This window comes from Methylomonas sp. MK1 (assembly GCF_000365425.1).
GTDB lineage: Bacteria > Pseudomonadota > Gammaproteobacteria > Methylococcales > Methylomonadaceae > Methylomonas.
This window is the reverse complement of record NZ_AQOV01000002.1, coordinates 878,026-904,770: the sequence shown is the minus strand read 5'-3', so window position 1 is coordinate 904,770 and position 26,745 is coordinate 878,026. Positions and strand designations below refer to the sequence as shown.

Annotated in this window: 26 protein-coding genes; 12 read left to right on the top strand and 14 right to left on the bottom strand. The window is 50.9% G+C overall.

The features are described from left to right. Nucleotides 1-64: 64 nt before the first annotated feature. The 7 genes from G006_RS0120950 to G006_RS26130 all read right to left on the bottom strand — a co-directional run bounded on the left by G006_RS0120950 (nt 65) and on the right by G006_RS26130 (nt 6,705). Nucleotides 65-1,732 (bottom strand): alpha-keto acid decarboxylase family protein, encoded by a 1,668-nt coding sequence (locus G006_RS0120950; protein WP_020485177.1) that lies wholly within the window; start codon nt 1,730-1,732, stop codon nt 65-67. A 155-nt stretch (nt 1,733-1,887) separates the two neighbouring features. Continuing rightward, on the bottom strand, nt 1,888-2,127 hold the full coding sequence (locus G006_RS0120945) for a DUF2171 domain-containing protein (RefSeq protein WP_020485176.1): 240 nt from the start codon (nt 2,125-2,127) through the stop codon (nt 1,888-1,890). A 492-nt stretch (nt 2,128-2,619) separates the two neighbouring features. Further along, on the bottom strand, nt 2,620-2,964 hold the full coding sequence (locus G006_RS26140) for a hypothetical protein (protein WP_020485175.1): 345 nt from the start codon (nt 2,962-2,964) through the stop codon (nt 2,620-2,622). Nucleotides 2,965-2,971: 7 nt separating this feature from the next. Continuing rightward, complete coding sequence (gene istB, locus G006_RS0120935) at nt 2,972-3,793, bottom strand: IS21-like element helper ATPase IstB (protein WP_020481978.1); 822 nt, start codon at nt 3,791-3,793, stop codon at nt 2,972-2,974. Continuing rightward, entirely contained in the window at nt 3,786-5,321 is a 1,536-nt protein-coding gene (gene istA, locus G006_RS26135) for an IS21 family transposase (protein WP_020481979.1), read from the bottom strand. Before istA ends, istB begins: the two co-directional genes overlap by 8 nt. Nucleotides 5,322-5,413: 92 nt before the next feature. Continuing rightward, nucleotides 5,414-5,704: a hypothetical protein gene (locus tag G006_RS0120925; RefSeq protein ID WP_020485174.1), complete on the bottom strand. Its 291-nt coding sequence runs from the start codon at nt 5,702-5,704 to the stop codon at nt 5,414-5,416. Next, on the bottom strand, nt 5,701-6,705 hold the full coding sequence (locus G006_RS26130) for an SbmA/BacA-like family transporter (RefSeq protein WP_235048895.1): 1,005 nt from the start codon (nt 6,703-6,705) through the stop codon (nt 5,701-5,703). The genes G006_RS0120925 and G006_RS26130 overlap by 4 nt, the downstream gene beginning before the upstream one ends. Nucleotides 6,706-7,177: 472 nt before the next feature. Here G006_RS26130 and G006_RS0120915 point away from each other — a divergent pair, with 472 nt between their 5' ends. From G006_RS0120915 to G006_RS0120870, 10 genes are all read left to right on the top strand, one after another. Next, nucleotides 7,178-7,363 carry a CsbD family protein gene (locus G006_RS0120915; RefSeq protein ID WP_020485172.1) on the top strand — a complete coding sequence of 62 codons (186 nt, stop codon included), beginning with the start codon at nt 7,178-7,180 and terminating at the stop codon, nt 7,361-7,363. Nucleotides 7,364-7,412: 49 nt separating this feature from the next. Next, nucleotides 7,413-7,685 (top strand): CsbD family protein, encoded by a 273-nt coding sequence (locus tag G006_RS29440; RefSeq protein WP_020485171.1) that lies wholly within the window; start codon nt 7,413-7,415, stop codon nt 7,683-7,685. 204 nt (nt 7,686-7,889) lie between these two features. Then, on the top strand, nt 7,890-8,240 hold the full coding sequence (locus G006_RS0120905) for a four-helix bundle copper-binding protein (RefSeq protein ID WP_020485170.1): 351 nt from the start codon (nt 7,890-7,892) through the stop codon (nt 8,238-8,240). A gap of 19 nt (nt 8,241-8,259) precedes the next feature. Next, complete coding sequence (locus G006_RS28685; protein ID WP_160167691.1) at nt 8,260-8,436, top strand: hypothetical protein; 177 nt, start codon at nt 8,260-8,262, stop codon at nt 8,434-8,436. A gap of 50 nt (nt 8,437-8,486) precedes the next feature. Further along, on the top strand, nt 8,487-9,308 hold the full coding sequence (locus G006_RS0120895) for an alpha/beta fold hydrolase (RefSeq protein WP_020485168.1): 822 nt from the start codon (nt 8,487-8,489) through the stop codon (nt 9,306-9,308). Between the two features lie 302 nt (nt 9,309-9,610). After that, the gene (locus G006_RS0120890) at nt 9,611-10,108 is read left to right on the top strand and encodes a hypothetical protein (RefSeq protein ID WP_020485167.1); all 498 of its coding nucleotides are present in this window, start codon (nt 9,611-9,613) and stop codon (nt 10,106-10,108) included. A 45-nt stretch (nt 10,109-10,153) separates the two neighbouring features. Beyond that, a complete protein-coding gene (locus G006_RS0120885; RefSeq protein WP_020485166.1) occupies nt 10,154-10,597 on the top strand; it encodes a DUF2383 domain-containing protein in 444 nt (147 codons plus the stop codon). A 92-nt stretch (nt 10,598-10,689) separates the two neighbouring features. After that, nucleotides 10,690-11,217: a peroxiredoxin gene (locus tag G006_RS0120880; protein ID WP_020485165.1), complete on the top strand. Its 528-nt coding sequence runs from the start codon at nt 10,690-10,692 to the stop codon at nt 11,215-11,217. A gap of 10 nt (nt 11,218-11,227) precedes the next feature. After that, nucleotides 11,228-12,580, top strand: a complete 1,353-nt coding sequence (gene gorA, locus G006_RS0120875; protein WP_020485164.1) for a glutathione-disulfide reductase — start codon at nt 11,228-11,230, stop codon at nt 12,578-12,580. A gap of 104 nt (nt 12,581-12,684) precedes the next feature. Then, a complete protein-coding gene (locus G006_RS0120870; RefSeq protein WP_020485163.1) occupies nt 12,685-13,767 on the top strand; it encodes a protoglobin domain-containing protein in 1,083 nt (360 codons plus the stop codon). Between the two features lie 228 nt (nt 13,768-13,995). On the opposite strand, the gene G006_RS0120865 is transcribed toward G006_RS0120870, so the two are convergent. Together G006_RS0120865 and G006_RS0120860 are read right to left on the bottom strand one after the other, a co-directional pair. Then, entirely contained in the window at nt 13,996-14,349 is a 354-nt protein-coding gene (locus G006_RS0120865) for a hypothetical protein (RefSeq protein ID WP_020485162.1), read from the bottom strand. A gap of 572 nt (nt 14,350-14,921) precedes the next feature. Next, nucleotides 14,922-16,105 (bottom strand): IS3 family transposase gene (locus tag G006_RS0120860; RefSeq protein ID WP_235048809.1). Its coding sequence is split into 2 segments (ribosomal slippage): nt 14,922-15,841 and nt 15,841-16,105, totalling 1,185 coding nucleotides; the frame shifts between segments, so codons are not numbered across the junction. Nucleotides 16,106-16,464: 359 nt separating this feature from the next. Here G006_RS0120860 and G006_RS0120850 point away from each other — a divergent pair. After that, nucleotides 16,465-17,292: a Crp/Fnr family transcriptional regulator gene (locus G006_RS0120850; RefSeq protein ID WP_020485161.1), complete on the top strand. Its 828-nt coding sequence runs from the start codon at nt 16,465-16,467 to the stop codon at nt 17,290-17,292. 139 nt (nt 17,293-17,431) lie between these two features. Beyond that, nucleotides 17,432-17,875, top strand: a complete 444-nt coding sequence (locus G006_RS0120845; RefSeq protein ID WP_020485160.1) for a DUF2383 domain-containing protein — start codon at nt 17,432-17,434, stop codon at nt 17,873-17,875. A 26-nt stretch (nt 17,876-17,901) separates the two neighbouring features. Here G006_RS0120845 and G006_RS0120840 read toward each other — a convergent pair whose 3' ends face one another. The 5 genes from G006_RS0120840 to G006_RS0120820 form a co-directional block, all read right to left on the bottom strand. Continuing rightward, nucleotides 17,902-19,458, bottom strand: coding sequence for an HD domain-containing phosphohydrolase (locus tag G006_RS0120840; RefSeq protein ID WP_020485159.1), 1,557 nt, complete (start codon nt 19,456-19,458; stop codon nt 17,902-17,904). A gap of 199 nt (nt 19,459-19,657) precedes the next feature. Continuing rightward, nucleotides 19,658-20,782 carry a DUF1207 domain-containing protein gene (locus tag G006_RS0120835; RefSeq protein ID WP_020485158.1) on the bottom strand — a complete coding sequence of 375 codons (1,125 nt, stop codon included), beginning with the start codon at nt 20,780-20,782 and terminating at the stop codon, nt 19,658-19,660. Next, nucleotides 20,779-21,399, bottom strand: coding sequence for a BON domain-containing protein (locus G006_RS27290; RefSeq protein WP_020485157.1), 621 nt, complete (start codon nt 21,397-21,399; stop codon nt 20,779-20,781). The genes G006_RS0120835 and G006_RS27290 overlap by 4 nt, the downstream gene beginning before the upstream one ends. 311 nt (nt 21,400-21,710) lie before the next feature. Then, nucleotides 21,711-23,942, bottom strand: a complete 2,232-nt coding sequence (locus G006_RS0120825) for a sensor domain-containing protein (RefSeq protein WP_020485156.1) — start codon at nt 23,940-23,942, stop codon at nt 21,711-21,713. Further along, nucleotides 23,926-26,556, bottom strand: a complete 2,631-nt coding sequence (locus tag G006_RS0120820; protein WP_020485155.1) for a chemotaxis protein CheB — start codon at nt 26,554-26,556, stop codon at nt 23,926-23,928. The genes G006_RS0120825 and G006_RS0120820 overlap by 17 nt, the downstream gene beginning before the upstream one ends. Nucleotides 26,557-26,745: the final 189 nt, after the last annotated feature.

The window sequence follows — 26,745 nt, the reverse complement described above, 5'->3', positions numbered from 1 at the left end:
TGAATGCTGACCGACAAGCGATATGTCAACGCGTTCCTGAACACCCGGCAAAGCCTGAGGCTAATTACGCTAACTGATTAGTCATTGCCATAGCCTGCCCCGCGCTAAGCAGCGACTCGGGGCAGTCCAGTCGCCCAGTATGAATTTCGATGAACATCAGTTGATCAGACGTAGCGGCTATAGCCAAAGCCTCTTCAAGCTCCGCTTCGGTGTGAACGTCAAAACCAAGTCCACCGCCAAACACCTCTACCAGTTTATGATATTTCCAGGGTTGGAGATCGTTATAGGGATGATCGCTAATGACTCGCTCTATCGTGTACCCGTCATTATTGATCAGAAAGATAACGGGCTTGAGATGGTTGCGGATTATCGTTGACAGATCCTGGCCGGTTACTTGAAAAGAGCCATCCCCCACAAATAACACGACCTGCCGGGCTGTTGCCGCCATAGCGGCACCTAGCGTGGCGCCGATGCTGTAGCCGATAGAACCATAAAAGGTTTGCCCGATAAAGGTGACGCCTTTGGGCATCAGTAATTCGGCGGCACTGAATAGCGATACGCCGGTTTCGGCAACCACAATCGCATCGTCTTCAATAAAATGACTCATGCGATCGAAGAATCGTTTGATGGTCAGCGGTTTTTGCCCATCAGCAAAGTATTGTTCCGAACGGCGATGTACACAGCCATCGGTTGCCGAATGGATATCCAGGCTTGTCGAATCCCGTCTGGTAAGCTTTTCGGTTAGCCCAAGGATAAAGTCATGGAGCGACACGTTTTCGTAAACATGATGTTTGATTCTGAGGGAACGGATGTTGACGCTGATCGTCTTCACCTCATCAAGCTCGGCGGTAAAGCCTCCGGTGTTAAAGTCAGTAAGCAACGCCCCAAACTGTAATATGCAGTCGGCGGACTCGACACGATTTTTTACGCAGTCGCGGCTCCGTTCCCCCTGATATAAGCCGATGAATTGTGGGTGCTGTTCTGACAGAACGCTTTTGCCCAACATCATAGTGGCATAGGGAAAGCCGGTTTTTTCCAGAAAATCTGCAAATGGTTTCTGCAGCTTAAAACGTATCAATTCCACATCGCCAATCACCAGGGGTTTATCTGCATTATTCAGCATTTCCGTGGCTTCGTTGATCGCCTCTTTGAGCACATCGGGATCACTACCGATGTCTTGCGGGAACCGAAACGCCTCAGGATAACGGCATTTCATCATTACCACATCAGCTGGAAGGCTAATATACACCGGTAGTTGATGGGAAAGACACGCCGATAACACCCTGTCGATCTCGGCGGGTGCCATCTCAGCAGAAACCAGTTCGGTCGAGGCGGCCGTAATTTTCTCGTATATTCGCAGTGGAATCTGATAATCGCCTAAGGTGTGATGCAACAAAGGCCGGTTGCGGAAATTAATCGTCGCCGGAGAGCCCGTGATCACCACTATAGGCACTCTTTCCGCGAATGCGCCCGCCACGCCGTTGATGGCACTTAATTCTCCCACAGCATAGGTTGAAGAAAATGCGCCTACACCCCGAATACGTGCGTAGCCGTCAGCAGCATAGGCGGCGTTGAGTTCATTGCAGGTACCGATATAGGTCAGGTCGGTTTTCAAAACCTGATTGAAAAACCCCAGCACAAAGTCGCCCGGCACACCAAACAGGTGATCCACGCCTATCTCTTTCAGTCGAATTATCAGGTAATCTGCAACGGTAATGTCTGAATTGCTCATAGTGCCGACTCCTGATCTTGCTGCGGAAACTGGAGGTCAATCGTAGCCAGATAACGGTCTCAAGACTATCGCTAGAACCTATCCACCAAATATCCTGGCGATAACGTTTTTCACCTAAACAAGAAACACTTAGGCTTCGGTCTGAAATTATTCGTTCAAAGTATTGGTGAAACAGTTGACCAATCTTGCATGGCCTTATCACCTGGACGATCCACCTTAACCTTACCATGCTCGGTTGAGGTTACCCAAGACAGTGGAAAGAAATGATGCTGACCGGCTTCATCTTTTTTCAGTTTGATTGAGTTAGTGCCTTCCATATGATCGACAATGGCAAATTGGCCGTCTTCTGAGCAGACAACGGGCATATCGGGTTTGATCTGGTCTGGATGAATCATTGTGGTTCTCCTTTTGGCTTGATTTGAGCCAGTCATGTTGAAATGTCTGGCTCGAGTTTTTGAGTTGCATGTCGCCGGGCACTCATTAAACAAATTCAAAGTTTTGTTAGATCCCGTTGACAGTTATCGACTATAGAGAAATTAGCGGTTCTGATCCGTTCGGCATACCACATTGGTAGCTGAATTATTCAGAACTGGCGAAAACCAAGAGGCATGCTCGCGGCCTAGCGTTTTTCTTGAAACAAACCGGGCCAATCTTTAGCGGTGGCTTGAGTGGATCAATGCCAAGCATATTTATGGCTTTTCTTGATGTTTTTGTGAAATCGAAACCCTGTTTGTATCTTGCCGACGGTGAGCCATGGATATCTATCTGTCTTAATACCCTCTTCGTCCAGCTGAGCTATAGGTATAAAACGTCTCATATGTTCGAGGTGTCCGAAAAAACCGCAGCGATTTAGTATTTAGCGCTGCACGCCTTAAGAATATTCAAGTTCATGCCATTACCGCGTCTAATAACTGATCCAAGGTACGCATATTAGATTGCAGGTTAGGCAACAACTTTGTTTCGATCAATGAGCGAAGAGCTAGAGGTAGTTGGTAATCGAGCAGAGCTTGCCCATACGCTTTCGAGCAGGAGAATTCAACGTCTCGTAAGGCTTTTATTGCTGAGTATTTACCAAACATATTTACGCCTATCTTGTTGGCGCCGGGAGAAATTTGATCACCCGTACCGGTTGAAATTTGACTAGGGGATGGAGCCGGTTTTTTGAATGGCCGGCCGTGGATAAGTGTAACGGAAACGGATAATGGGAAGGAAGTTTCATTATCCGCTTCCATGGATTATTTAGACGTTATTCTCCTCTGACATTTCCTCATTCGATGGATTTTTACTACCGCCTCGCTTAGCTTGCTCCCGGGCCTGTATTCTTACCTTGGCTTGCTCGGTGCTGTGCCGAAAGCGGTAGGACTCATTGCCGGTTTCGATGATATGACAATGGTGAGTCAACCTATCCAGCAACGCCGTGGTCATCTTGGCATCGCCGAACACGCTGGACCATTCGGCAAAGGTTAGATTGGTGGTAATCACCACACTGGTGCGCTCGTACAGTTTCGACAGCAGGTGAAACAACAACGCGCCGCCGACCTGAGAGAACGGTAGATAGCCCAGTTCATCCAGAATGACCAAGTCCACTTGCATCAGTCTGTACGCCAACTTGCCCTGATTGCCGGTCGCTTTTTCTCGTTCAAGCTGGGTGACCAAATCAATCGTCGAGTAAAATCGTACTCGCTTGCCGTGATCGGTAATGGCTTTGACACCGAGAGCTGTAGCCAGATGTGTTTTACCTGTGCCAGTACCGCCAACCAAAACCACGTTATGGGCAGCATCGGTGAATTGAGTTCTGGCAAGTTGATCGATCAGCGAGCGGTCAACGTTGGCGGATTCAAAGTCAAAGCCCGCTAAATCACGATGCATGGGGAATCGCGCGGTTTGTAGCTGATAACGAATGGAGCGGATATGCCGATCCTCTGTCTCGGCTTGTAACAAGTGCCTAAGCAGCCATTCCGACGTGTGCAGGCTAGTGCCGGCTTGACTGGCGACCTCAGCATAGCCTGCGGCCATGCCATAGAGTTTGAGCGATTTCAATTCGGCTTCAATATCAAGCATCTCCGCTCTCCTCAGCTAAACGGATGGGGCTGAGGTTTTCGCTCAACAAATCATAACGCCCGGTATCGGCAATAGGGACCTCGTTTAGCTTTAAGGCATCCGGTGTGGTGATGGTGGCTGGCTCTGGCTCATGATTTTCTGGCAGGCGAGTTAACAGATGGCGTACCTGTTCAACGCTGGTATGCCCCGATTCCAGGCATCGATTGACAGCGGCGATGACAACGTCCAGGCCGTGAACCGGTACGCACGCCAACACCTCGGCCATCACCCGGTCGCCGCCGGGGCGCTTACGCAATGCACGCTGCAAAGACAACAATGGCGACGGCATCTCGGCAAACGGCGCACCGTTGCGTAACGCGCCCGGCTTGCGCTCCAGCAACGGGATATAGTGTTGCCAGTCATAGCTGACCTGGTCGCGGTCGAACAACCGTGCATGACTGGCAATCAGGGCATCGTCGGCGTACAGATCGAGCCTTTCCGGATACAGCCTGACACTGACTCGACGGTTGGCCCAGCGACACAGTACCGAATAACGATTGCGCTTCACGGTCACCAGGCAAGTGCTGGATACGCGAGCCACCACCTCGATGTAGCCGTCAAACATTCCGGGCATTGGCATCAGATGGGGTTGCTCGATCTCCACGGCCTCTTGCACGGTCATGCCGCTGGCATCCGGGCAAGGAATTTCAGCCCATAATGCCCGGCAGCGACTTTCCAACCACACGTTCAACTCTGCAAAGCTACCAAAGCATTGTTGCCCTGCATCCTGCCAGATACGGCGCCGACTATCCTGCACATTTTTCTCGACGATACCTTTCTCCCAGCCGGACGCCACATTGCAAAAGTCCGGATCAAACAGGTAATAAGCCGTCAGCGCCGCAAAGCGCGCGTTGACAATGCGCTCCTTGCCGCTCTGCACTTTATCGACCGCCGTTTTCATGTTGTCGTAGATGCCGCGCAACGGTACGCCACCCAGTACCCGAAAGGCACGGCTATGGGCATCGAACAGCATTTCGTGGCTTTGGCTGGGATAGGCCACCAGCAAAAAAGCCCGACTGGCGCAGAGTTTGGTATGAGCGACTTGTAAGCGCCGGTAAATACCGCCGACCACCAAGGACTCTTCACTCCAATCGAATTGAAAGGCCTCACCCCAACGGAATTTCAACGGCACGAACGCGTGTTTGCCGGCGTCGCTGGTACCGGCCTTGCGCCACGCCCGAATGTAATCGGTCAACTGCGTATAGCCACCGTCATAGCCGGCTTTCCGCAACTCTTCCAACAACCTCAATGCGGTACGTCTGTCGCGCTTGGGACGATAGCTATCGGCTATCAGGGCTTGCTTGAGCTGCTCTTCGTAAGGCGTCAGCTTGGTGGGTACCGAGCGACGTTGATAAGCAGGTTCGCTGCCATTAGGCATTCTCAGCCATTTTTTGACGGTATTGCGAGACAGACTGGTGCGTCTGGCAATCTCATTAATGGACAACTTATCGCGGAAATACATCCGCCGGATTTTGGCGTATAGGATCATGGTTATCACCCTTTAGGTTCCTGTCTAATTTCTGGACAGGACAGGTTAATAACCCTGGTCAATCTTCAGCCGGAATTTACCGGTTTACTTGGTCAATTTTCAACCGGCGTCAACACATTGATCAGATAAAAGAAATATTTGGACACGCGCACGCCGAAGATATTTCTTACACCGACGAAGCGGCCGTACCTGCTTGATGTTGAAACCCGGCCCAAAAAGTCCTGTTTCATGGAACGAGAAGGGATTTTTGCAGATTTACTGATACCGCATTTCTTCCGTGTATAGCGCCTCCAAAATGCCCCCCGCCAAGTCGGACCGGGCATTCTTTTTTTGCGCAATTTTTGATTTCGGACGATGGCTGATAAGCCACCCAGAAAGCTCATTTGAGTTCGGTGGAAGGATCAGGGCAAACGTCTTGCTGCTGTTCTAAGTCATTCAAGGCCTCGACCAAGCCCAACACCCGATCCACCGAGGCATGCCATTGCGCAATCACCGGCATGTTATTAACCGGCCACGACAACGCCGCAGCCATTTGTTGAAAAGCCTGCACCGACTGCATTAAGGCCCCTAGGGTAATACTCCCCAGGATAAAGCGGGGCGCGGTGATCAGAATGGGTAGCGCCATCGATAGCACCGCGTAGCCGGAGCTGAACAGGATGATGTGCTCCCAGGCCCGCGTTTGCAGATCATAAATACCGTTAATCTCCTGAAAAAGACTGAGAAAGCGCTTTTGTTCGTGCGCTTCGCGGTTGTGCACGGAAATGGCTTGGGCATTTTCCCGGGCCTTGACCAAACCGAAGCGAAAATTAGCTTCAACGGTTTGCATCGCGTTGGTGGTTAAGGTCAGCGGCCGGCCTGCCCACCATCCCAAGATAGAGGCCAGCGCCGCATACAACAGGGCCAACCAAACCAAGTGTCCGTAAATAGGCAGTTGCATGCCGCCAAAATCCAGCATCACGGTGCCGGATAGCGTCCAGAGAATCTGGGTAAAACTCGCCAGCAATAACAAACTGTAAAACAGCGTGTAACACAGATTAACGGCTTCATCAGTGGCGATGCGAATATCTTCGGCGATGCGGCCATCCGGGTTGTCATGGCCTACGGTCAGTATCTGGGCGATTTGGTAATGGTGGCCTTTGTTCATCCAGCGGCCGATAACGTGAGCCGTCAGCCAGGCCCGCCAACTTATTTGCAAATCCCGCTTGATTTTTAAATGTAAAACGGTCACCAGCATACTGGCTACAAAAATTAATCCCAGATCGCGAACTTGGGTCATCAGCCCAACCATATTGCGCTGCTCCAAAGCATCGAACAGCGCAGCGCTCCATTGCGTAATCATCACGGCAATGACGATTTGCAGCACAGTCAAAATCAGTAAATTCAAGGTCCGTCGACAGATACGCAGCTGGTGTTCCGACCGCCAAAAAGGGCCCGCCAGTTTTAGAAACTTAAAGAAAAATCCGGATTGACCTGGCACGGTAGCGCTCCACGGTAAAGTAACTTAGGTTGGCGATTTTGAAGTTTCAGTGCCTCTAACATCGTGATGATAAAGCTGGCAACCACCAGCTACAGGATGCGCCGCATTGGGCTGCAGGTCTGTACGCTAGAGTACCAACATCCCATAAATCCTCGTTAAGCTGAATGCCTAGCGCGCACTCAAAAACGTCATTTCGGCACGGAATGCCGAAACCCAGACCGCATGGATAGCTCGAAGCTTGCTAGTTACAACGTCTGCCATCGCCCGCCGGCTCAATGTGCGTTGACGCACCGACTATGGCCCAGGTCACGAGTATGGTGGGTTCCGAGCACTAAAAAACGCTCGTTTCAATAAAATTAAAACACCACCAGGAATCATCATGAACAAAGATCAAGTAAAAGGCCGTGTCGAAGAGACCAAAGGCAAAATCAAAGAAGTCGCCGGTAAGTTAGTGAACGACGACGATATGGAACTGGAAGGTAAGGTGCAAAAACACGTCGGTAAAGTTCAGGCGGGCTTTGGCGATGTCAAGGACGATATTAAGAAGGCTGTGGACGACGAATAACACCGGTCGCCAGCCCATCCACTGCATCTAACTTCCCAAAGGCAACATCATGAAATTTACCCAAACCGAACGCTATATTTTATCGGCCGGCGTACTCACCGCTCTATGCTCGGTGGGCGCGTTCGCCGCAGACCATGAGGCTCCAATGAATAAAGATCAGGTAGAAGGCCGGGTCGAAGAAACCAAGGGCAAGGTCAAGGAAGTGACCGGCAAGATCATCGACGACAAGGGCATGGAAGTAGAAGGTAATGTCCAAAAAAATCTCGGCAAAGCCCAGAAAGGCTATGGCGATATCAAGCAGGATATTAAAGAAGGCAAGTAAGAAAACGGCCGGTCGGTGGACTGATCGCCGCCCCCTTGGCGTGACGTTAGCCGACCAGCTGCCGGAATAACCTTTTAACCAAACCCTATCCTGTGCGTCTACAACCGCCCCGGATCAGTCTGACTGTTAGCAGCAAATGCTGAGGTTTCCACGTTGGTATTTGCTTTCGGGTCGAATTGACTCCCCTACTTTATGGAGAATGCCATGCATCAAACATCCCAATCAGAACATGCCACGCAAGCTTGCATAGCGGCGTGCAGCCTATGCCACCAGATTTGTCTGCAAACCGCGATGAACCATTGCCTGGAAACCGGCGGCAAGCACGTCAAAGCCAAACATTTGCGCCTGATGTTGAACTGTGCCGAGATCTGCCAGACTTCGGCCAATTTTCAACTGACCGGCTCGCATTTTCTGCATAGCCTGCACGAGCTTTGTGCGGAGATTTGCGAAGCCTGTGCAGCCGAATGCGATGAGATCGGCGATATGAAAGATTGCGTTGTGGCCTGCCAACAATGCGCCGACAGTTGCCGGCAAATGCTCAGCACACAACATTAAGCACGGAGCCGCCGGCGTCATGCGTCCTAGATCCCTATTATTGGCGGCGATTACTGCGATGGTCTTGTCTGCCTGTGCGACCGCTTTGCAGAGCACCCAGCAAGTTCCCGCCGCCTGGCCGGACAGCCACGCCGCCAACAGATCTTTACTCGGCAAAATCAATTGCCGCGCCAACCTGCATCCAGTTATCTGCTGAGCTAACAAAAATATTTAAGCTTGACTCACGCAAGCGAAGGAGAACCTATCATGAGCACGATAATCACCAAAGACAGCACAAAAATTTACTACAAAGACTGGGGATTGGGACCGGCCGTGGTGTTCTGCCACGGCTGGCCGCTAAACGCCGATGCCTGGGAGAATCAAATGGTTTATCTGGCGGCAAACGGCTATCGCTGTATTGCCCACGATAGACGCGGTCATGGCCGTTCCGATCAGCCATGGATCGGTAATGATATGGAAACCTATGCCGACGACTTAGCGGAACTCATAGAAAAGCTCGACCTAAATGGCATAACCTTAGTCGGCCACTCGACCGGTGGCGGCGAGGTGGCGCGTTACATAGGGCGGCATGGCTGCCAACGCGTCAAAGGTGCGGTGTTAGTGGGTTCGGTAACACCGTTGATGCTGAAAACCGATAATAATCCTATTGGCCTACCCATTACGGTATTTGACGACATTCGCAGCGGCGTCGCAGCTGATCGCTCGCAATTTTTCATGAATTTGACAGCCCCGTTCTACGGCGCCAACCGGCCGGACGCAACGGTCAGCCAAGGCGTGCGCGACGCATTCTGGCGGCAAGGTATGCAAGGTGGATTACTAAACCAGCTCGAATGCATCAAGGCCTTTTCAGAAACCGACTTTTCCAATGATCTGAAAAAATTTGAGATACCGACCCTGATTATCCACGGCGATGACGATCAAATTGTGCCGATTGCCGCCTCCGCCCTTACTGCGGCTACACTCATTAATAACGCAACGCTGAAGATCTATCCCGGCGGACCGCATGGCCTAGCCGACACACATAAAGACCAGCTAAATAGCGACCTGCTTGCGTTTTTAAAAACCTGAACGGTCGGTAATTGCTGCCGGGAAAAATATCTCAGTAATTAGCTTTGGCGTTTTACTAATTCGCCATGCTTGTTTACCGCGAATGTGTGACAGCGTACCGACTCAAACCTGATTTAACTGTATATTCAAATTCCAATACAAAATATTGACTAGTAAATATTCGATATTTTAGTGATCGATAAATAAATCATTAATAGCTATCAGACTTCTTAGAAAAGTCCGTCGTTATTAATGAAATCGCCGTAAATATTCATCCAGATAGCCGCTAAAAATTAGCTGTTATTCAGATCGAAGAGACTATTATGTATAAACCTGTTTTTTGCATCTGCCAAGACATCGGTCAGACAGCCGCTATTGTTAATAATCTTAAAATGGCGGGGTTTTCTAACACTGAAATATCCCTGTTATTTCCGGATAACGCCACCCTCCCCTCCCGCCAACAAAACGCCGACGAAAAAGTGGATGCTGCCGAAAACGACAGCTACGGCCTGGAATGGACCAGCAAAATCGATAGCCTGGATATTCCGGGCGTCGGCCGCTTCATTGCCGCCGGGCCGATTATGGTTGAATTATGTCGCACACCTGAAAAAGACCAGGTTGCCGATTTAATTGCCGCCTTAATTGGCGTCGGCATTCCGGCGCATGAAGCCAAGCACTACCAAGAAAAAATCAAAGCCGGACGTACGCTGATTGCTGTTAATACGGCAACGGCTGAGACCCGGGATACCGCAAACACGATTTTCCAGCAGGCTGAAGCCGAAGATATTTCCTCATCGGAAGAAGTAACGCTCACCGTTTGATGCGCCTTTGCCACACTACAAAAACCACCACACAGGACTTTTACTATGCACAGCATTGAAATGATAGACAGTTTACTGATTGACGAACTTGCCGCCACTGAGACCTACAGTCAGGTACTAAAAAAACTTAAAGAAGAGGTTTCACTCGGCGAATCAGAACTACTGCTGCCGATTTACGAGGCGCATAAAGCAGCCGTTTCCAGTTTGCAAACTCAAATTCGCGAGCTGGGCGGTACGCCGGCCAAGGATTCCGGGGTATGGGGTTCTTGGGCCAGCTTGATTCAAGGCGGCGCCAATGCCTTCGGCAAGCAGGCCGCGCTAAAAGTATTGCAGGAAGGCGAAAAGAGCGGTCTGGGCGACTATGAAAAAGCGCTGTTGGACCAGAAACTCGGTTCCAATATCCGTAGCTTAATCCTACTCAAACTGCTCCCCGCGCAACACGCCCACATCGATACCTTAGATCAAATGATGAGTTCGTTGGCCGCTTAGCGACATCTTTAGCTTTCCATTACGCTTAATTCAGCAAACAAGGACAGCGTTTATCTCGCTGCCCTTGTCATAGTTTCAAGGAGTTCCACACCATGCTTACCACTATTCCCGACGTAATCTTTAAAACCCGGGTTCGCGATGAAAGTATCCCCGGCGAAAATCCATTTCGTTGGCAGGATGTCAGCAGCGACGAGATTTTCAAAGGTAAATCCATCGTGATTTTTGCCTTACCCGGCGCCTACACGCCGACTTGTTCGAACAAGCATCTACCGGGCTATGATGCCAAATACCAAGAACTTAAGGCTCATGGCATCGATGAGGTCTATTGCCTGAGTGTCAACGATGCCTTTGTGATGTATCAATGGAGTCAGCATCTCAAAATAGCCGACGTCAAAATGCTGCCTGACGGTAATGGCGAATTCACCGAAGCCATGGGCATGCTGGTGAAAAAGCACAATGTGGGGTTCGGCAGCCGGTCTTGGCGCTATTCGATGTTAGTCGAAGACAAAAAAATTCTGCAACTGTTTAGCGAACCCGGCCAAATCGATAACTGCCCGGACGATCCGTTTACCCTCAGCGATGTGGATACCATGTTGGCTTATCTGCAGAAACAAAAATGAGCCTATTCCTATGACTGCGTATGACTATGATCTATTCGTGGTAGGTGCCGGCTCCGGCGGCGTGCGCGCCGCCAATGCCGCAGCCAATCAGGGCGCGCGGGTTGCAATAGCGGAAGTTCGCCATTTTGGCGGCACCTGCGTCAACTTAGGCTGCGTACCGAAAAAACTGTTGGTCTACGCCGCGCAATTTAAAGACGACTTTGCCGCTGCGGTCGGGTTCGGTTGGACGCTGGACAACGCGTCCTTCGATTGGCCCAGCCTAATCGCCAACAAAAACCGGGAAATCGAACGCCTGCAGGCGGTCTACCAACAGCACTTGCAACAAAACCGAGTGACTATCTTTACCGGCAAAGCACAATTGCTCGATGCCCACACGGTCGCGGTCGCCGGCAGCCAATGCACGGCAAAACGCATTCTGCTGGCTACCGGCGGCTGGCCGTTTGTGCCTGATATAGCCGGTAAGCAGTTCATTGTTACTTCCAACGAACTATTCTCCCTAGATAAATTACCGGAGCGCATCGTGATTGTTGGTGGCGGCTACATCGCGGTGGAATTTGCCAGCATTCTTAACGGCCTGGGTGTCGATACGACTATTTGTCAACGCGGCGAAAAACTGCTGGAAGGCTTTGACGAGGATATTCGCGACTTTCTGGCCGTCGCGATGCGCAAGCAAGGCATTAAGATTCTATTTAATTGCGATGTCCAAGCCATTGCGCCGGAAGGTAATGCCTTTAGCGTCAGCTTGCTGGACGGCAATACGATGACGACCGACTTGGTGATGTACGCCACCGGCAGAACGCCCAACTCGCAAGGTTTTGGACTAGAGCAGCTTGGCGTGGCCCTGGACGACAAAGGCGCGATCATTGTCGATAGCCACTATCAAACCAATCTGCCGTCCATCTATGCGCTAGGCGATGTCACCGACCGGATCAATTTGACGCCGGTAGCAATTGCCGAAGGCGAAGCACTGGTGAGTAATTTATTTACCAAGCAGCCGCGACCGGTAAATTACGACAACATCCCCACCGCCGTATTTTGCCAGCCCAATATCGCCAGCGTCGGTTTAACCGAAGCGCAGGCGCGGCAAAAATTTCCGGATATCGATATTTATAAAACCGAATTCAAACCCATCAAAAACACGCTGTCGGGAAAGGATGAAAACACCTTGATGAAAATGATCGTGGAGCGCGAAACGGACCGAGTGATCGGCCTGCATATGATAGGCGCCGATGCGCCGGAAATTATTCAGGGCATGGCTGTGGCGATGCGTGCCGGAGCGACCAAAGCCATCTTTGATTCGACTCTCGGCATCCACCCTACTGCTGCCGAAGAGTTTGTTACCATGACTCACAAAGCCCCCTAAGTAATACAGTTAGTGAAGACCAGATGCGATACAGCGCGGTCCGTTATTCGACAGGCTATAATGTAAAGCCTTTAGATTAACTAACTGAATGAACTGGAGGGTAAGTGAAGCAAACAGAACAGACCCTACTGGAACAATTACAAATTACCGAATTTGATATTGCCAATCGCAAAACCTTGCTGTCTCTGACCGATGCAGACTTTAAACTTTTAAGCAGCTTTAGTGATGTCATTACACCGCGCATCGATTCTCTGGTTGCCCGCTTCTACGAAATGCAAACCAGCGTTCCGGAAATCGCGCTGTTGATCGGCGATGCCGACACCCTGCACCGTCTGGAAAATGCCCAACGTCGCTATGTGCTCGATCTATTCAGCGGCGTTTACGATCTCGACTATGTCAATAATCGCCTGCGCATCGGTTTAGTGCATAAGCGGATCGGAGTAGAACCTAAGCTGTATCTTTCGGCAATCAACACACTAAAAAGCTTATTAATCGAAATAATTTTTGAGGCATTAACCGACGACACTGAGCGCCAGAATATGGCGGCGGCCCTGGATAAATTGTTTTTGTTTGACATCACGCTGGTGTTTGAAACGTATATCCGCAGCCTGGTTTCCGAAATCGAAATTTCTAAGCAAAAATCCGAACGTTACGCCTGCGCGCTGGAGGAGAAAGTTCGGGAGCGTACGCAACAACTAGAGCAGATGACGCGCATCGATTCGCTGACGGGCTTGCTGAGTGTGCGCTACTTAACGGAGACGCTGACGCAAACGCTGCGTGCGGCTCAGCGTCGTTCCGAACCAGTATCGATTGCCTACATAGACATTAACGACTTCAAAGCGATTAACGACACTCTAGGTCACGGCCGCGGCGATGAAATCCTGCGTATCGTTGCCGCGGCTATAAAAAAAGTATCGCGGATGGAAGATCGCTGCTTTCGTTACGGGGGAGATGAGTTTTGTTTGATTCTGCCAAACTGCCAAGAAACCCATGCCCAAGACATTTATATCACGCGACTCAACACCGTTATTAAACAAGAGTTGGAGGATGTGAGTTTGAGTGTGGGTATTGTTCAGACCGGTCCGCACGAGTTTGCGGAACCCAATTTATTGGTTAATCAGGCTGATTCTAGAATGTACGAAGCCAAGAAAAAATTCAAAGCCGCAGAAGGCACTCAACTTACCTAAGCGGGTTTTGAAAGCAGGCAGTACGCGAGTTTAAAACAGCTCTTTACCTGGTAGGGGTCGAAAAATCTTAGCTCGTCGCTCCCGCGAATGCGGGAACCCAGGACAACAATCAAAATCATGGACCCTCACCCGCCAGTATGCGGGTTTTTTGAAGGAACGCCGGGAACTTATCTGCCGCTAGCCGAACCACAGAGACACTAATGTGTGCGTAACCCGTGGTCTATCGACTTATTTAACCTCGCCTTCCCGTTTAGTTTCCATTTTCAAGTTCTGGAACTCATGCTGTTCCAACTGGCCGTCATTACCGGCATCCACTTTGTCGAAGGTTTGCAATAAGTAAGGAAAATTCAGTAATTCGCTTTTTGTGACGACGTGATCGCCATTCACATCGGCTTGGGCAAACGTGGGCATATTACCCTTCCCGTCCGGCGATTTTTTAGCCGGATTGACTTGTGAATTTTCCGCGTTCGCCGGCTGCATGATCGCGCCCAGGCCGATAGCCAGCACGCCGGCTATCCGGATAACTTTAGAAAATTGACTGATATTGTCAGACGTATTGCTTGTCGTTTTATTGGTTTTCATGATGATTCACTCTGGTTAATGGATAGTGATCTGTAGGGTGGATAAGCCGTGCGCATCCACCAAGATTGCCGGATGCGCTTCGCTTATCCAGCCTACGATTGATTTAGGCTGTTTTGACTGAATAATTACGATTCCATTTGATTCATGGATAGAATTGTTTCGGAATACAAATTAGGCTGCGCAAAGCACAGCGCCGGCTTGCCGACCTAGGTAATTTATTCTTCGATACAGCTTGAGTCTACGCTCTACACAGTGACTAAGTCGGTTCGCTGGCACACATACTCATGCTGCGGTTTTTTGCGATAGCAATAGGCCTCTGAGAAACCCGGCTATCCCGTTAACACCGCTAAAACGCAATAAATCCTCACAGCGACTAGTGTTAGCGCTGTGTGTGCTAACGAACAGAACAATTTCTATTTTATTTATAAAGTTTTATCGAGCGCCGATATTGGCCGCTCTGAGCTTTGATGACTATTACAAATTATCAGGGAGCCGTTATGAATAAAGAACATCAGGAATACCTAACTCAAACAGCTGGATCTGACATCAATGCCACCGACTATGTGTAGTGGTCAACTTTTTTCGGACACCAAAATAGGTTGTTGATCTGCCATTTTCATTTCATAGCCGTTGGGCGGCAGGTAGCCCAATGACGAATGCAAGCGCCGACTGTTGTAGAAATTGACGATATAGTCGGTCACGTCTCGGATGGCCTCGGTATGGTTGGCATACTGGCGGTGCCAGACGCGCTCCATTTTAAGATTCAGAAAGAATCGCTCCATTACGGCATTGTCCCAGCAGTTGCCCTTACGACTCATGCTGCCCTGAAAACCATGATGGGCCAGTAACGCCCGATATTCGTGACTGGCGTACTGACTACCCCGGTCGGAATGGACGATCAGGCCCGGCGGCGGTCGGCGCTGGGCGATGGCGATTTGCAAGGCGGTGCAGACCAGTTCTGTCGGCATGTTGGGTGCCATGGCCCAACCGACGATTTTGCGCGAATAAAGATCCAACACCACCGCCAGATACAGCCAACCGCTCAGGGTCCGTATGTAAGTAATGTCCGAGACCCAAGCTCGGTTGGCCTCGGCTTGCTCAAACTGGCGATCCAACACGTTCTCGTACACCGGCAGGTTGTGGTTGCTATCGGTGGTATGCACAAACTTGGGTTTCCAGATCGGCTTGATCTGGAGTTCCTTCATCAGGCTGCGCACCCGATGACGGCCAATCTCGATTCCCTGTTCCGCCAGTTCCTTGCGCAGACGACGACTGCCATAGCATTGACCGGTGGCTTCGAACAGACTGCGCAGTCGAACCCGCGTGCCGCAAAGCGCTTGAGGCTGCCGTGCTCGTCTCTGGGCCGCATACCATCCCGACCGACTGACGCCCAGTAACTGACAACCCTGCTGCACCGTGACGACCTTCTCTGCCGTTAACTGGTGAATCACTTGGTGTTTCATCGCAGTTCCTTGGCAAAGAAGGCCGAAACCTTTTTTAGCAATTCGTTATCCGAACGCAGTTGCCGATTTTCTAATTCCAGCTGCCGAATCCGCTGCTGGTCAGGGGTTAACGGCTTACCTATGCCCGGTTGACCGGATTGCTCGGCCTGCACCTGCTTCAGCCAGCGACGTACCGCAGTCTCGCCCAGCTTCAGCTCCTGACAAACCTGAGGAACCGTGAGTCCCTGTTCATGGATCATTTGTACTACTTGCAGCTTGAACGCCGCATCAAAACTTCGCCTTTCTCGTTTCATTCGTTTCACCTTGAAGGTTGATAGTTTATCAACCTATTCGGGTGTCCGTTTTTATTAGACCACTACAATGTGGTGGGGTTGGGTGATATGGAACTGGAAAGATGCTCACGCAAGAGGCCGGGCAAACTGGAAAGCAAACTCGGTAATTTCCGAGAAAAAATTAAAAAAGGCCACAAGCCGCAATACTTTTAATGGATTTAGACAAACTGGGTAAGCTCGCCCACTCGGCCAGTGTTACCCGTTTTCTGATCTATTAAACCTGAGATACCGTCTCAGGAAAAATTAGAAAATCTTTAACAGTAGGATTTTGACCTCGAAGATCAAGGCCATTAAGTCAACAACACAGATGGAGACTGCTTATGACCAAACTAAATAGCCCTAGCCAGAACTTACTATTGGGTGCATTGCCGGCGGAGACTTACGAACGCCTGCTGCCTGATCTGGAACTTATTCAAATGTCTTGCGGCGAAGTCATATACGAGCCGGGCAGCGAATTGCGTTACGCCTATTTCCCAACGACGAGCGTGGTGTCCAACGTTTACATTGTTGAAGACGGCACTTCAAGCGAACTTGCCATCGTCGGCAACGAAGGCTTTATCGGCCTCGGCCTGTTTACGGGCGGGCGCACCATGCCGCATCAAGCCTTGGTCAGCAGGACCGGCTACGGGTATAGGCTGCGGCGACAATTGTTTATAAAAGAATTCGAATCCAGGAACGGGAGCAGCACGGACAGATCGTTATTCCAGATGCTGCTGCGTTACATACAGGCATTGATGACTCAAATAGCCCAAACCGCGGCTTGCAATCGCCACCATTCCATTTACCAACAACTGTGCCGCTGGTTGCTTCTGAATCTTGACCGATATTCCTCGAACGAGATGCTGGTAACCCATGATCACATCGCCAATATGCTTGGCGTGCGCCGGGAAAGCATCACCGATGCCGCCGGCAAACTACAACAAAAAGGCCTGATCAGTTACAGCAGAGGCCATCTCAACGTGTTGAATCGCGCTGGTTTGGAAGCACAAGTTTGCGAATGCTACCAAGTGATCAAAACCGAATTTGACAGGCTGATACCTATTTCTGCGGAGGCCCCCGACAATCTTAGCGAATCGGTACCCAGCGTTTCGGACAAATCGTCAAAAAGTACTTTGGATACTCTCAATCTGAATAAGTCCATTAACTAGATATTTTCACGCATTCCGCTTAGCGCTGTGCGGCAGCGCACCGACTTTCATGGAGCCTTGTTATTAAATATTAAGCGGCACAATCAACTGATCGACTCTTTGTCAATCCCCCCGAAACCACTTATCTGGGAGTTTCATTATGTCTCACATACCATTAATCAATAGCTTGCTACAAAATGAATTATCCGCCGTAGCCGCGTATCAACAGGCACTGAATAAGTTTCGGAAACAGACTGCGCTGGGAGAAATGGACGTTTTAATGTCCTCTTTTGAGGAACATAAGGCCGCCGTCTCCAATTTACAGGGCAAAATTCAACAATTGGGCGGTATAGCCGTTCAAGATTCCGGAGCATGGGGGGCTTGGGCAAAAATATTCATGGCCGGCGCGATATTGTTAGGTAAACAAGCTGCGCTAAAGGCCTTGCGCGAGGGCGAATTAACCGGCTTCGAGGAATATGAAAAAGTATTGCAGGATCATGAACTGCCATCGGACATTCGCGCTTTGATCGAAACAAAACTTCTGCCTGCTCAGCAAAGACATATGCGCACCTTGGACAGCCTGTTGGTTGCAGTAATGGCCTAGATAAACCGTTTCAGATGCATGAATGCCTAGTCTTCGATTATGTATCCATGCACCTGAAAAATCCGCAGACAAACATCAACTACTTGCGCGTCCAAACTAATCCCGCGTTGGCTGATAATTTCCGTTAGCGCCGCTTCAATGCCCAATGCTGGGCGATAAGGCCGATGCGAGGCCATCGCTTCGACTATATCCGCGACTGCCAGTATCTTGGATTCCAGCAGCAAATCGTCGCCATGCAGTCCAAGCGGATAGCCGGAGCCATCGATCCGTTCGTGGTGTTGACGGATAATTTCGGCAATCGGCCAAGGAAAACTCACATCTTTCAGAATATTGAAACCGATAACCGGATGCTCCTTAATTAAGCCAAATTCCATGGCGGTCAAGCGCCGGGGTTTGGCCAGGATTTCCGCCGGCACGCCGATTTTACCCAGATCGTGTATGGTCGCCGCCAGATGCAGGCCGTGTATCCTCTCGGCGTCCATGCCAAATTCGGTGGCGATTTTTGTGCAAATATTGGCAACGCGCCGTTGATGACCGCCGGTGTACGAATCGCGTTCTTCGCCGGTGTCGGCAATCACCTGTATGGTTTTCTCCAGGCTGTCCCGCAATTGTTCTTCATACTGAAATTTAGCAATCGCAGTGCGCAGGGCCGCGATACCGAAACCGACGTCGCCGGAAATTTCCTGCAATAACTGCCGCTCGGCGAGCGACCATTCGTTAATCTTGTCGCCATACAGATTCAAACAGGCAACCGCCTGAGGGGAGAGTCTGAACGGTAGACAAATCGTAGAATGATATCCGCGCTGCAAGGCCTGATCGCGCCAGGGTATATAGCTGGGATCGGTAGCGATGTTTTCGACGAACTGCACTTTTTCCGAGCGAATCGCCCGACCGGTTGGGCCGTTACCGTGGGCCGTGCTCTCCGACCAGCTAAAATTTGCGATGGTCAAGTAGCCGTCATCGTGGCCGTGACAAACCATGGCATCCACGCGCTTGTCGGGTCCGGTATCGGCAAACCCCACCCAGGCCAAGCGATAGCCGCCGGTTTCCACCGCAATTCGGCAATATTCGTTTAGCAGGTCGGTTTCCGTGGTCGCTCTGATTAAGGCTACGTTGCTTTCGCTAAGCATTTTCAGGGCTCGCGACGTCGCTCGTAACTCAATCTCGGCCAGATGGCGTTTGGTATTGTCGCGAATATTGCACTGGATCACGTCAATCCCATCGCATTCGTAAATATTGCTGACAAACTCGACCGGAATGCTGCGGCCATCTTTCGTCTGTAATGGCAGGTTGTCGTAGCGAATATGGCCTTTGGTCTGCAATTCGCTAAACTCGGCCCGGTTCAGTGCGCTATCCCTGAACACGCCAATGTCCCACAGCTTTTTGCCCAGAAATTCTTCATGCGAATAGCCCAGCAATTGCATCAGGAAAGGATTCACCTCTTCGATGGTGCCGGTTTCCGCGTTCAGCAGCAAGATGCCGTCCTGCGCGGTTTCGAACAGCCGGCGAAAGCGCGCTTCCGAAAATCGTAAGGCTTTATCGGCTGCCAGCAGTGTCGCGGCATAGTCTTCAGCTGTTTGCATCGGTGACGCCAAGGTTGTTTAAAGGATTGATCCGATCTTGGATTCCGGGGTAATAATGTCAGCGAATATTTGTGAGCATTTCTCGAAAAACCGTCATCCCCGTACAGGCGGGGATGACGGAAAAAGGGCTTTAGCGATGCCCATCCCTTCTATTCCGTCTAACACCGCGTATCGCGATGCGCCTGCCCGGACTGACAAACTAAAAATGGTAATGTGCGCCCAAGCCGACGTATTCCACTTTATCTTTGTAAAACTGGCCGCTGGGTGAATAGCCGTTGAAGTATTCGACCATTAGCTGTAGTTTGCGGCCCAGGACTTTGGAATTGTCGAATTCCACACCGGCTCTCGCCGAAATATCGGTGCTCCAGTTGTTTTGGTCGTAATTCTTGATGTCGGCGGCAATGATTGGGCGCATCGAGGCAAAATCCAGACGCCATGGGCTTCTGAACTCGATACCGTATTGCGCCGACCATTTTCTTAATGCGGAAGGTTCTCTATGAAACAAACCGCCACCGCCGCCGTAGATGCGCACGCCATAGGGCAGCTCATACGACAGCTTTAAGTCCACACCTTCGTAACTTAAATTAACCCGCTCGAATGTGGTGTTGACCTTGCGCAGCAAAAACTCGTCTCCCAAATGCGAACTCTGATGATACAAACGGCCGAATGCGGAAAACTGCCCGGTGCGCACACTGGAGTAAATCGAGGCAATAAAATCGGTATTCACCAGGTCGGCTGACGAGGCATCCAGGTTGAAGTCGCTGAACACGCCGGCCTGCAAACCGGCTTCCCATTGCGCCGTGGAATTGCCGATATTGGCCCGATAAAACGGAATGGTTTCGCCAAAGCTGACCGACGCGATATTTCGACCGTCAAAGTTATTACTTTGGTAATTACGATAAGCCGCGGAAAAATGCGCCCAGCGCGGATCGGCCAATAAGGCTTTGAACAAATGCCCGGTCGGCAGCAGTCCGGTCGGTAACACCAAGGTCTCGGCTGTAGTCAGCGTTGTTGGATTTGCATCAAGCGCGGCGGCCTCTTTGGCATTTACCTCAGTGGTTTCGGCTATTTTCACGGCATTAACGCCGGGAATCTCCGCCAAGACTTTACTGGCCTGGGCGCGCTCCGCGCCTGACATCCCGGCAGCGGGCAAGGTAATGACACCATCTTTTACCGTCAACGCCGGCATATCGAGCTTTAAATTATGTTTCATCGCGGCAGCGGCATAGCCGGCGATATAAGCATCATCGGCCGGCGTAGCCTGCGCCATGGGTGCGGACAGCAACAAAAAGCCCGCTAAACTGCTTAGTGAATAATGCCTCATTGTTTACTCGGCACGCTGGTTTTAACCAACAATTCGTTTTGTACCGACTTCACATGTTCCTGGCTGCTGACCAAGCCAAGCGCTTTACCGACCAGTTGTTCGGAATCTACCGTGCCGCGCAAGGTGACTACGCCGTTTACTGTCGTCACGTCAATTGGTACCAGTTTCAAAAAGTCGTCGTTTAGCAAGGCTGTCTTAACTTTGGCGGTAATCACCGAGTCGTCAAAATATTCGCCGGTTGCTTTAGTACTATCCACCACCGCTTCCTTGGCCGCGTCAATGCGTTTTTCTGAGTTATTGATGGCTTGATCGATTTGTTTACCGGCTTTTTCCAGAGCATCGTTGGAGGATTCGGCAGCTTTATCGATCGATGCGCCGGCTTGTTCTGCTTTCTGTACTACTGATTCTTTCGCGGCTTCAATTTTTTGCCCGGCCTTTTCGGAGCTTTGTTCGATTTTTTGTCCAGCATTTTCGACGGCCTTATCGACTTTTTGCCCGGCTTTTTCCGCCTGACCTTCCGGCTGACAAGCAGCCAGCCCTAAAGCGGCAGACAAGCAGGCCATGGCAAATAATTTGCTGGTGAAGAGTTTATAGAGGTATTCGGAGTGAGGGTTCATGGCTTATTCCTTGGGGATGGGTGTTTACGGAAAACGTGCCGACTCAGCATGCGATAAGGAACATTCGTAAGTAGTTTGCTGATCCGGCGGTTTGAAAGCGAATTTCGATTCTAGGGGCAAAGCCGGGCACAGTCTGTACGCTGGCGAACATTGGCTGGATATGGGCGCTGAAGTGGCCTTAATTGCGGATATTTATAGGTCGTGCCCGCCCGGATTCGCTTGCCGGGCGAGGTCTTAACGCTTTTGCGGGATTGACGGCAAAAAGCAGCTGCGCGCCGGGTTAACGACTAGCCTACACAATAAGCCGCCAACTAATCACGTGCAGCAGATTCAGTCTTTTCAACCGGAAATAACTTCTCAAACTCCTCGGCGGTCACCGCTTTCGAGAATAAATAGCCTTGCCCGTAATCGCAACCGGCCTTAATCAGTAAATCGCGTTGCTCTGCCGTTTCCACTCCTTCCGCAATCACTTTCATACCCAGTATGTGCGCCATCGCGATAATGGCTTCACAGAGCGCCATATCGGTGGAGTGGGCGACCAGATTGGAGACAAAAGCCTGGTCGATCTTTAAAAAATCGATGTGGTATTTTTTTAAATAAGATAGCGAGGAATAGCCGGTGCCGAAGTCGTCCAAAGACGTCTGCACGCCGGCATCTTTAAACGCTGTCAATTTATCGGCGACGATACTGGAATTATCCAACAATAGTCCTTCGGTAATTTCCACGGCAATACAGCCGCCTGGCAAGCCCAATCGGGTTAAATGTTCAAACCAATCGGCCATTTTGTCGCTGTTGTTGTGAAACTGTGCCGGAGATTTATTGATACTGATCTGAAACATAGCATGGTGGTTGACGCGCCACTTGGCCACTTGATTGGCTACTTGATGGAACACCCAGGAACCTATTTCGGTAATCAGACCGCTGTCTTCCGCTATCGGGATAAACTCTGAGGGGCTCACCAGCCCCCGCGTGGGATGCTGCCAACGTAACAGCGCCTCGGCTTTTTTAATTTCGCCCGTCGCCAAATCCACAATCGGTTGGTAGGCCACCCAAATTTGATTATCGATCAAGGCATGCCTAAGATCGTTGGTTAACCGCAATCTAATCTCGGCGGCTTCCTGCATGGCCGGCGTGAAATAGCAAAAACGGCTGCGACCCAACTCTTTGGCGGCATACATGGCCTGATCGGCCTTCTTCAGCAACTCTTCCATCGTCTCCGCATCATCCGGGTATAAGGCAATGCCGATACTGACCGAGACATAGCAACGTTCGTTATTGAGTTGAAACGGTGCCGTCATAGTCCGCAACATGGCCTGCGCCACCCGGTCGATGCTGTTCATCTCATGCAGTTCGCTCATGATCAGCGTAAATTCATCGCCGCCGGGTCGCGCCAAGGTGTCGGTGTCGCGAATACAACTCGTCAGGCGCTGCGTGGTTTCCTTGAGTAATCTATCCCCTACATCGTGGCCCAAGGTATCGTTGATGTCCTTGAAATGATCCAGATCCATGAACATCAAAGCCAGCTTTTGGTGCTCGCGGTGCGATTTGTTAATCGCCCGCCGCAAACGGTCCAGAAACATGCGTCGATTCGCCAAACCGGTCAGCGGATCGATGTTAGCTTGTTGATGAATCAGCTCTTCGGCGCGGCGCTGTTCGGTGATGTCCGACGCCATCGCCACGCGGCGAATTTCCTGGCCATTGTCGGCATACACGGTGCTAATGGACAAACGCGCCAGATATTCCTCGCCATTTTTACGCTGGTTCCAAATCTCGCCGTGCCATTGGCCGGTGCTATTCAGCTGTTTCCACATCTCGATAAAAAAGGCGTCATCCTGGCGACTGGATTTCAGCAGAGACGTGGTTTGGCCGATGGCCTCGGCGGGGGAGTACCCGGTAAGCTTGGTAAATGCCGGATTGACGGCAATAATTTTATGATTGGTATCGGCCACCATAATCGCTTCTTCGATGGCCAGATAGACGGTGGCCGCCAGTTGTAATTCTTGCTCGTTATTTTTGCGCTCGCTGATATCGACGATAGCCGCCAGACAAGTTTGTCGGTCGCTGTCGGCAATGGCTTCTATAGTTACCCAAGTCGTATGCCCGCCAGGTTCCAAAACGATTTCGCAATGCTGCGCACCGGGATTGGCAAACACCTTTTCCAGAAATCCATTGAAAACGGCTCGATATTCGCTAGCCACAATATTGGCAAAGTGTCGCCCGGTTATTTTGTAGCGCTCGACACCCAGCAGCCGCTCGCCGTTGAAATTGGTCTGCTGGACGCTGCCCTCCTTACTCAGCGTAAAATAAGCCAGCGGGGCGAAATCGAACAGTTCGGCATAACGTAGCAAGGCTTGTTCCGTGCGGGTACGGGCTTCTTGTAAAGCCTCGTTTTGCATTTGTAGTTCGATCTGATGTACTTGCAGCTCATGCACCAGCTTAAGCTGCGGTTCATTGACATTTACCGGCGCGGTCTCCACCAATTGCCGCTCCGCTCGCTGGCGTAATTCTCCGTTACTGTTACTGCCGTCATGGCGTTTTTTCATCGCTGTTCCTTAATTCGGCTTCCAGCTTTTTGGTTTCGGAGATGTCGATGAAAGTAATCACCACACCGTCGATTAAATTATCTTGAGTGCGGTAAGGCATGATGCGCACCTTAAACCACCTATCGTCGCGGGCTCTGATCTGTTTTTCCACAAACACCAGGCTGCGCAGCACCTCTTGGGCATCTTGTTGCAGTTCCGGATAATCCAGATCGGTGACAATGTCGGACAGCGGCCGACCGACATCGGCGGCGATCACCTTAAATAAATGACTGATGTGGCTGGTAAAACGGCGGATATTCAGGGTGTTATCCAAGAACACCGTCGCAATTTCCATGCTATTGAGCAGATTGTTCATATCGTTGCTGGCCCGAGACAGGTCGTCGACTTTGACCTGTAACTCGGCATTCACGGTTTGCAGTTCCTCGTTTAACGACTGCATTTCTTCCTTGGAAGTGGTCAACTCCTCGTTGGTGGATTGCAATTCTTCATTGGTCGATTGCAGCTCTTCGTTGGCAGACTTCAGTTCTTCTTGCGAAGTCTGCATTTCTTCGCGCAAACTTTGTAAATCTTCCCGGGCTTGTTGCAGTTCGCTTTGCAAGGCTTTCTGGGTGGCGCTGGGCGATTTACGGATGGCGCTGCCGGCCGCCGGCGCCGCGACATCGGTAAACACCACAATCAACATGCCGTTTAAGGCCTCGGGTTTAGTGATGGCCTGCACCGTTAGATTCACTATTTGGCTGCCGCCGTTGGTGCCCACACTGAGCCCGGCAACATGTACGGCTTCCGACTGGCTACGGGCTTTTTTTAACGCGTTAATCAGTTCGTGTCTTAAGCCTTCGCGGGCCATCGCGTGGATGTTCCAATTGGCCTTGCCCGCTGCCGGTTCCAGGTATTTCCCGGTACGGCCGCTGATATAAAGGATATCGCCGCCGGCATTAACCAATACCGCCGCCGGCGAAAAATGTTGCAGCAACAACTGATCCGCCAAGGTTTGCAGATTGGCGATGGATGGGGTTTTGTCGGTGTCGTTAGTCATGGGTGCTATAGGAAAAAACTTGGTGGGAAAATCCACATCCAAAGGAAAAGGCGTGCCGATCCGCCGATAAAGCCGGGATTTGTTGTCGATGACACTGAATAAATGCCCGGTGTTGCCCGTGGTTTCGGCGTTGCCGAGCAACAGAACCCCCTGATTGGCCAGCGTGTAATGGAACAGCAAAATCAGTTTTTTCTGCAATTCCTGGCTTAAGTAAATCAATAAATTACGACAGCACAGCAGATCCAGCTTGGTAAACGGCGGGTCCATGATCACGTTGTGCGGCGCAAAGATCACCATCTCGCGGATTTCCTTGTTGATTCGATAACCGCCACCTTCGACGCTAAAGAATTTGCTCAGCCGTTCCGCGGACATATCTTCGGCTATGTTGGCCGGATAAAGTCCCTGCCGGGCTTTATCTATTGCGTCCTGATCCAGATCGGTGGCGAATATTTGCAGTTTAAACGGCTGCGGCGCTTGGCGTGCCGCCAATGCTTCCTTAAATATAATGGCCAGGGAATAGGCTTCCTCGCCGGTTGAGCAAGCAGCGACCCAGGCCCGCAAGGCTTTACCGGCCGGATACTGCGCGAGCAGCGTGGGAATTGCATCGGTCTTCAAAGACTCCCATACCGCCGGATCGCGAAAAAAACTGGTCACGCCGATCAGCAACTCTTTGAACAGCAAATCCAGTTCTTGCGGGTTTTCGCGTAAATAGCGCACATATTTAGCTATCGAGTCGATTTGGTGCAGCCCCATGCGCCGCTCGATACGGCGATAAATCGTGTTTTTTTTATACAGCAAAAAATCGTTGCCGGTGCGCTCGCGCAACAGGATCACGATTTGCTCCAGCGCACTTTGGTTTTTTAACTCCAGGACAACGTCCGGCACGGCATGCAGACCCCGCGGGCTATGCTGCATATAGGCCAGTATTTTTCTCCACAGCTCCGGCGGTGTGGCGACGATGTCCGCCACGCCGGCCTTAATCGCGCTGCGCGGCATCGAATCGAATTGCGCGGACTCGGGGGTTTGCACTACCGCCAAGCCGGCGTTTTCCTTGATGGCGCGCAAGCCCAAGGTGCCATCCGAACCCATACCGGACAAAACCACGCCGATAGCCCGTTCGTGTTGATCGTCGGCCAAGGCCCGGAAAAACGAATCTATCGGCAATCGTAAGCCTCTTGGTGCCAGCGGTTCCAGCAAATGCAGCTTGCCGTGCAGAATGGACAAATCTTTGTTGGAGGGAATCACATACACCCAGTTCGGCGCAATCTTCATGCGCTCGCCGGCTTGCGTCACTGTCAACGGCGTTACGCGCTGCAGCAATTCCGGCAACATGCCCTGATGATTGGGGTCGAGATGTTGAATCACCACAAACGCCACGCCGCAAGCACGCGGAACATGGGTAAAGAACTGTTCCAAGGCCTCCAAGCCGCCCGCAGACGTGCCTATGGCAATAATCGGTGGCGTACTATCCGAATCGATATCTGACTTGCCGGTATTCTGGATTTTAGGTGCTTGCTTGGCGGCACTAACAACCGTCAACGCATTGGAGCCTAAACTGGCCGGGTTGGTTTTAACCATTTTTCAGCTCACTTTGAGTTAGATTAACGGCAGAGAATTACATTTTGCCATTCCTTAACGTGCATAATTCTTAAGGTTTGCAGAGAGTACATTCACTAGCGTTTAATCCAAAATAAATTGATTACTTATACGTGCTGGCCGCTAAGTGATCTTCTAAAGGTTTGAAAATAACGCTTCCATAAGCCTAAG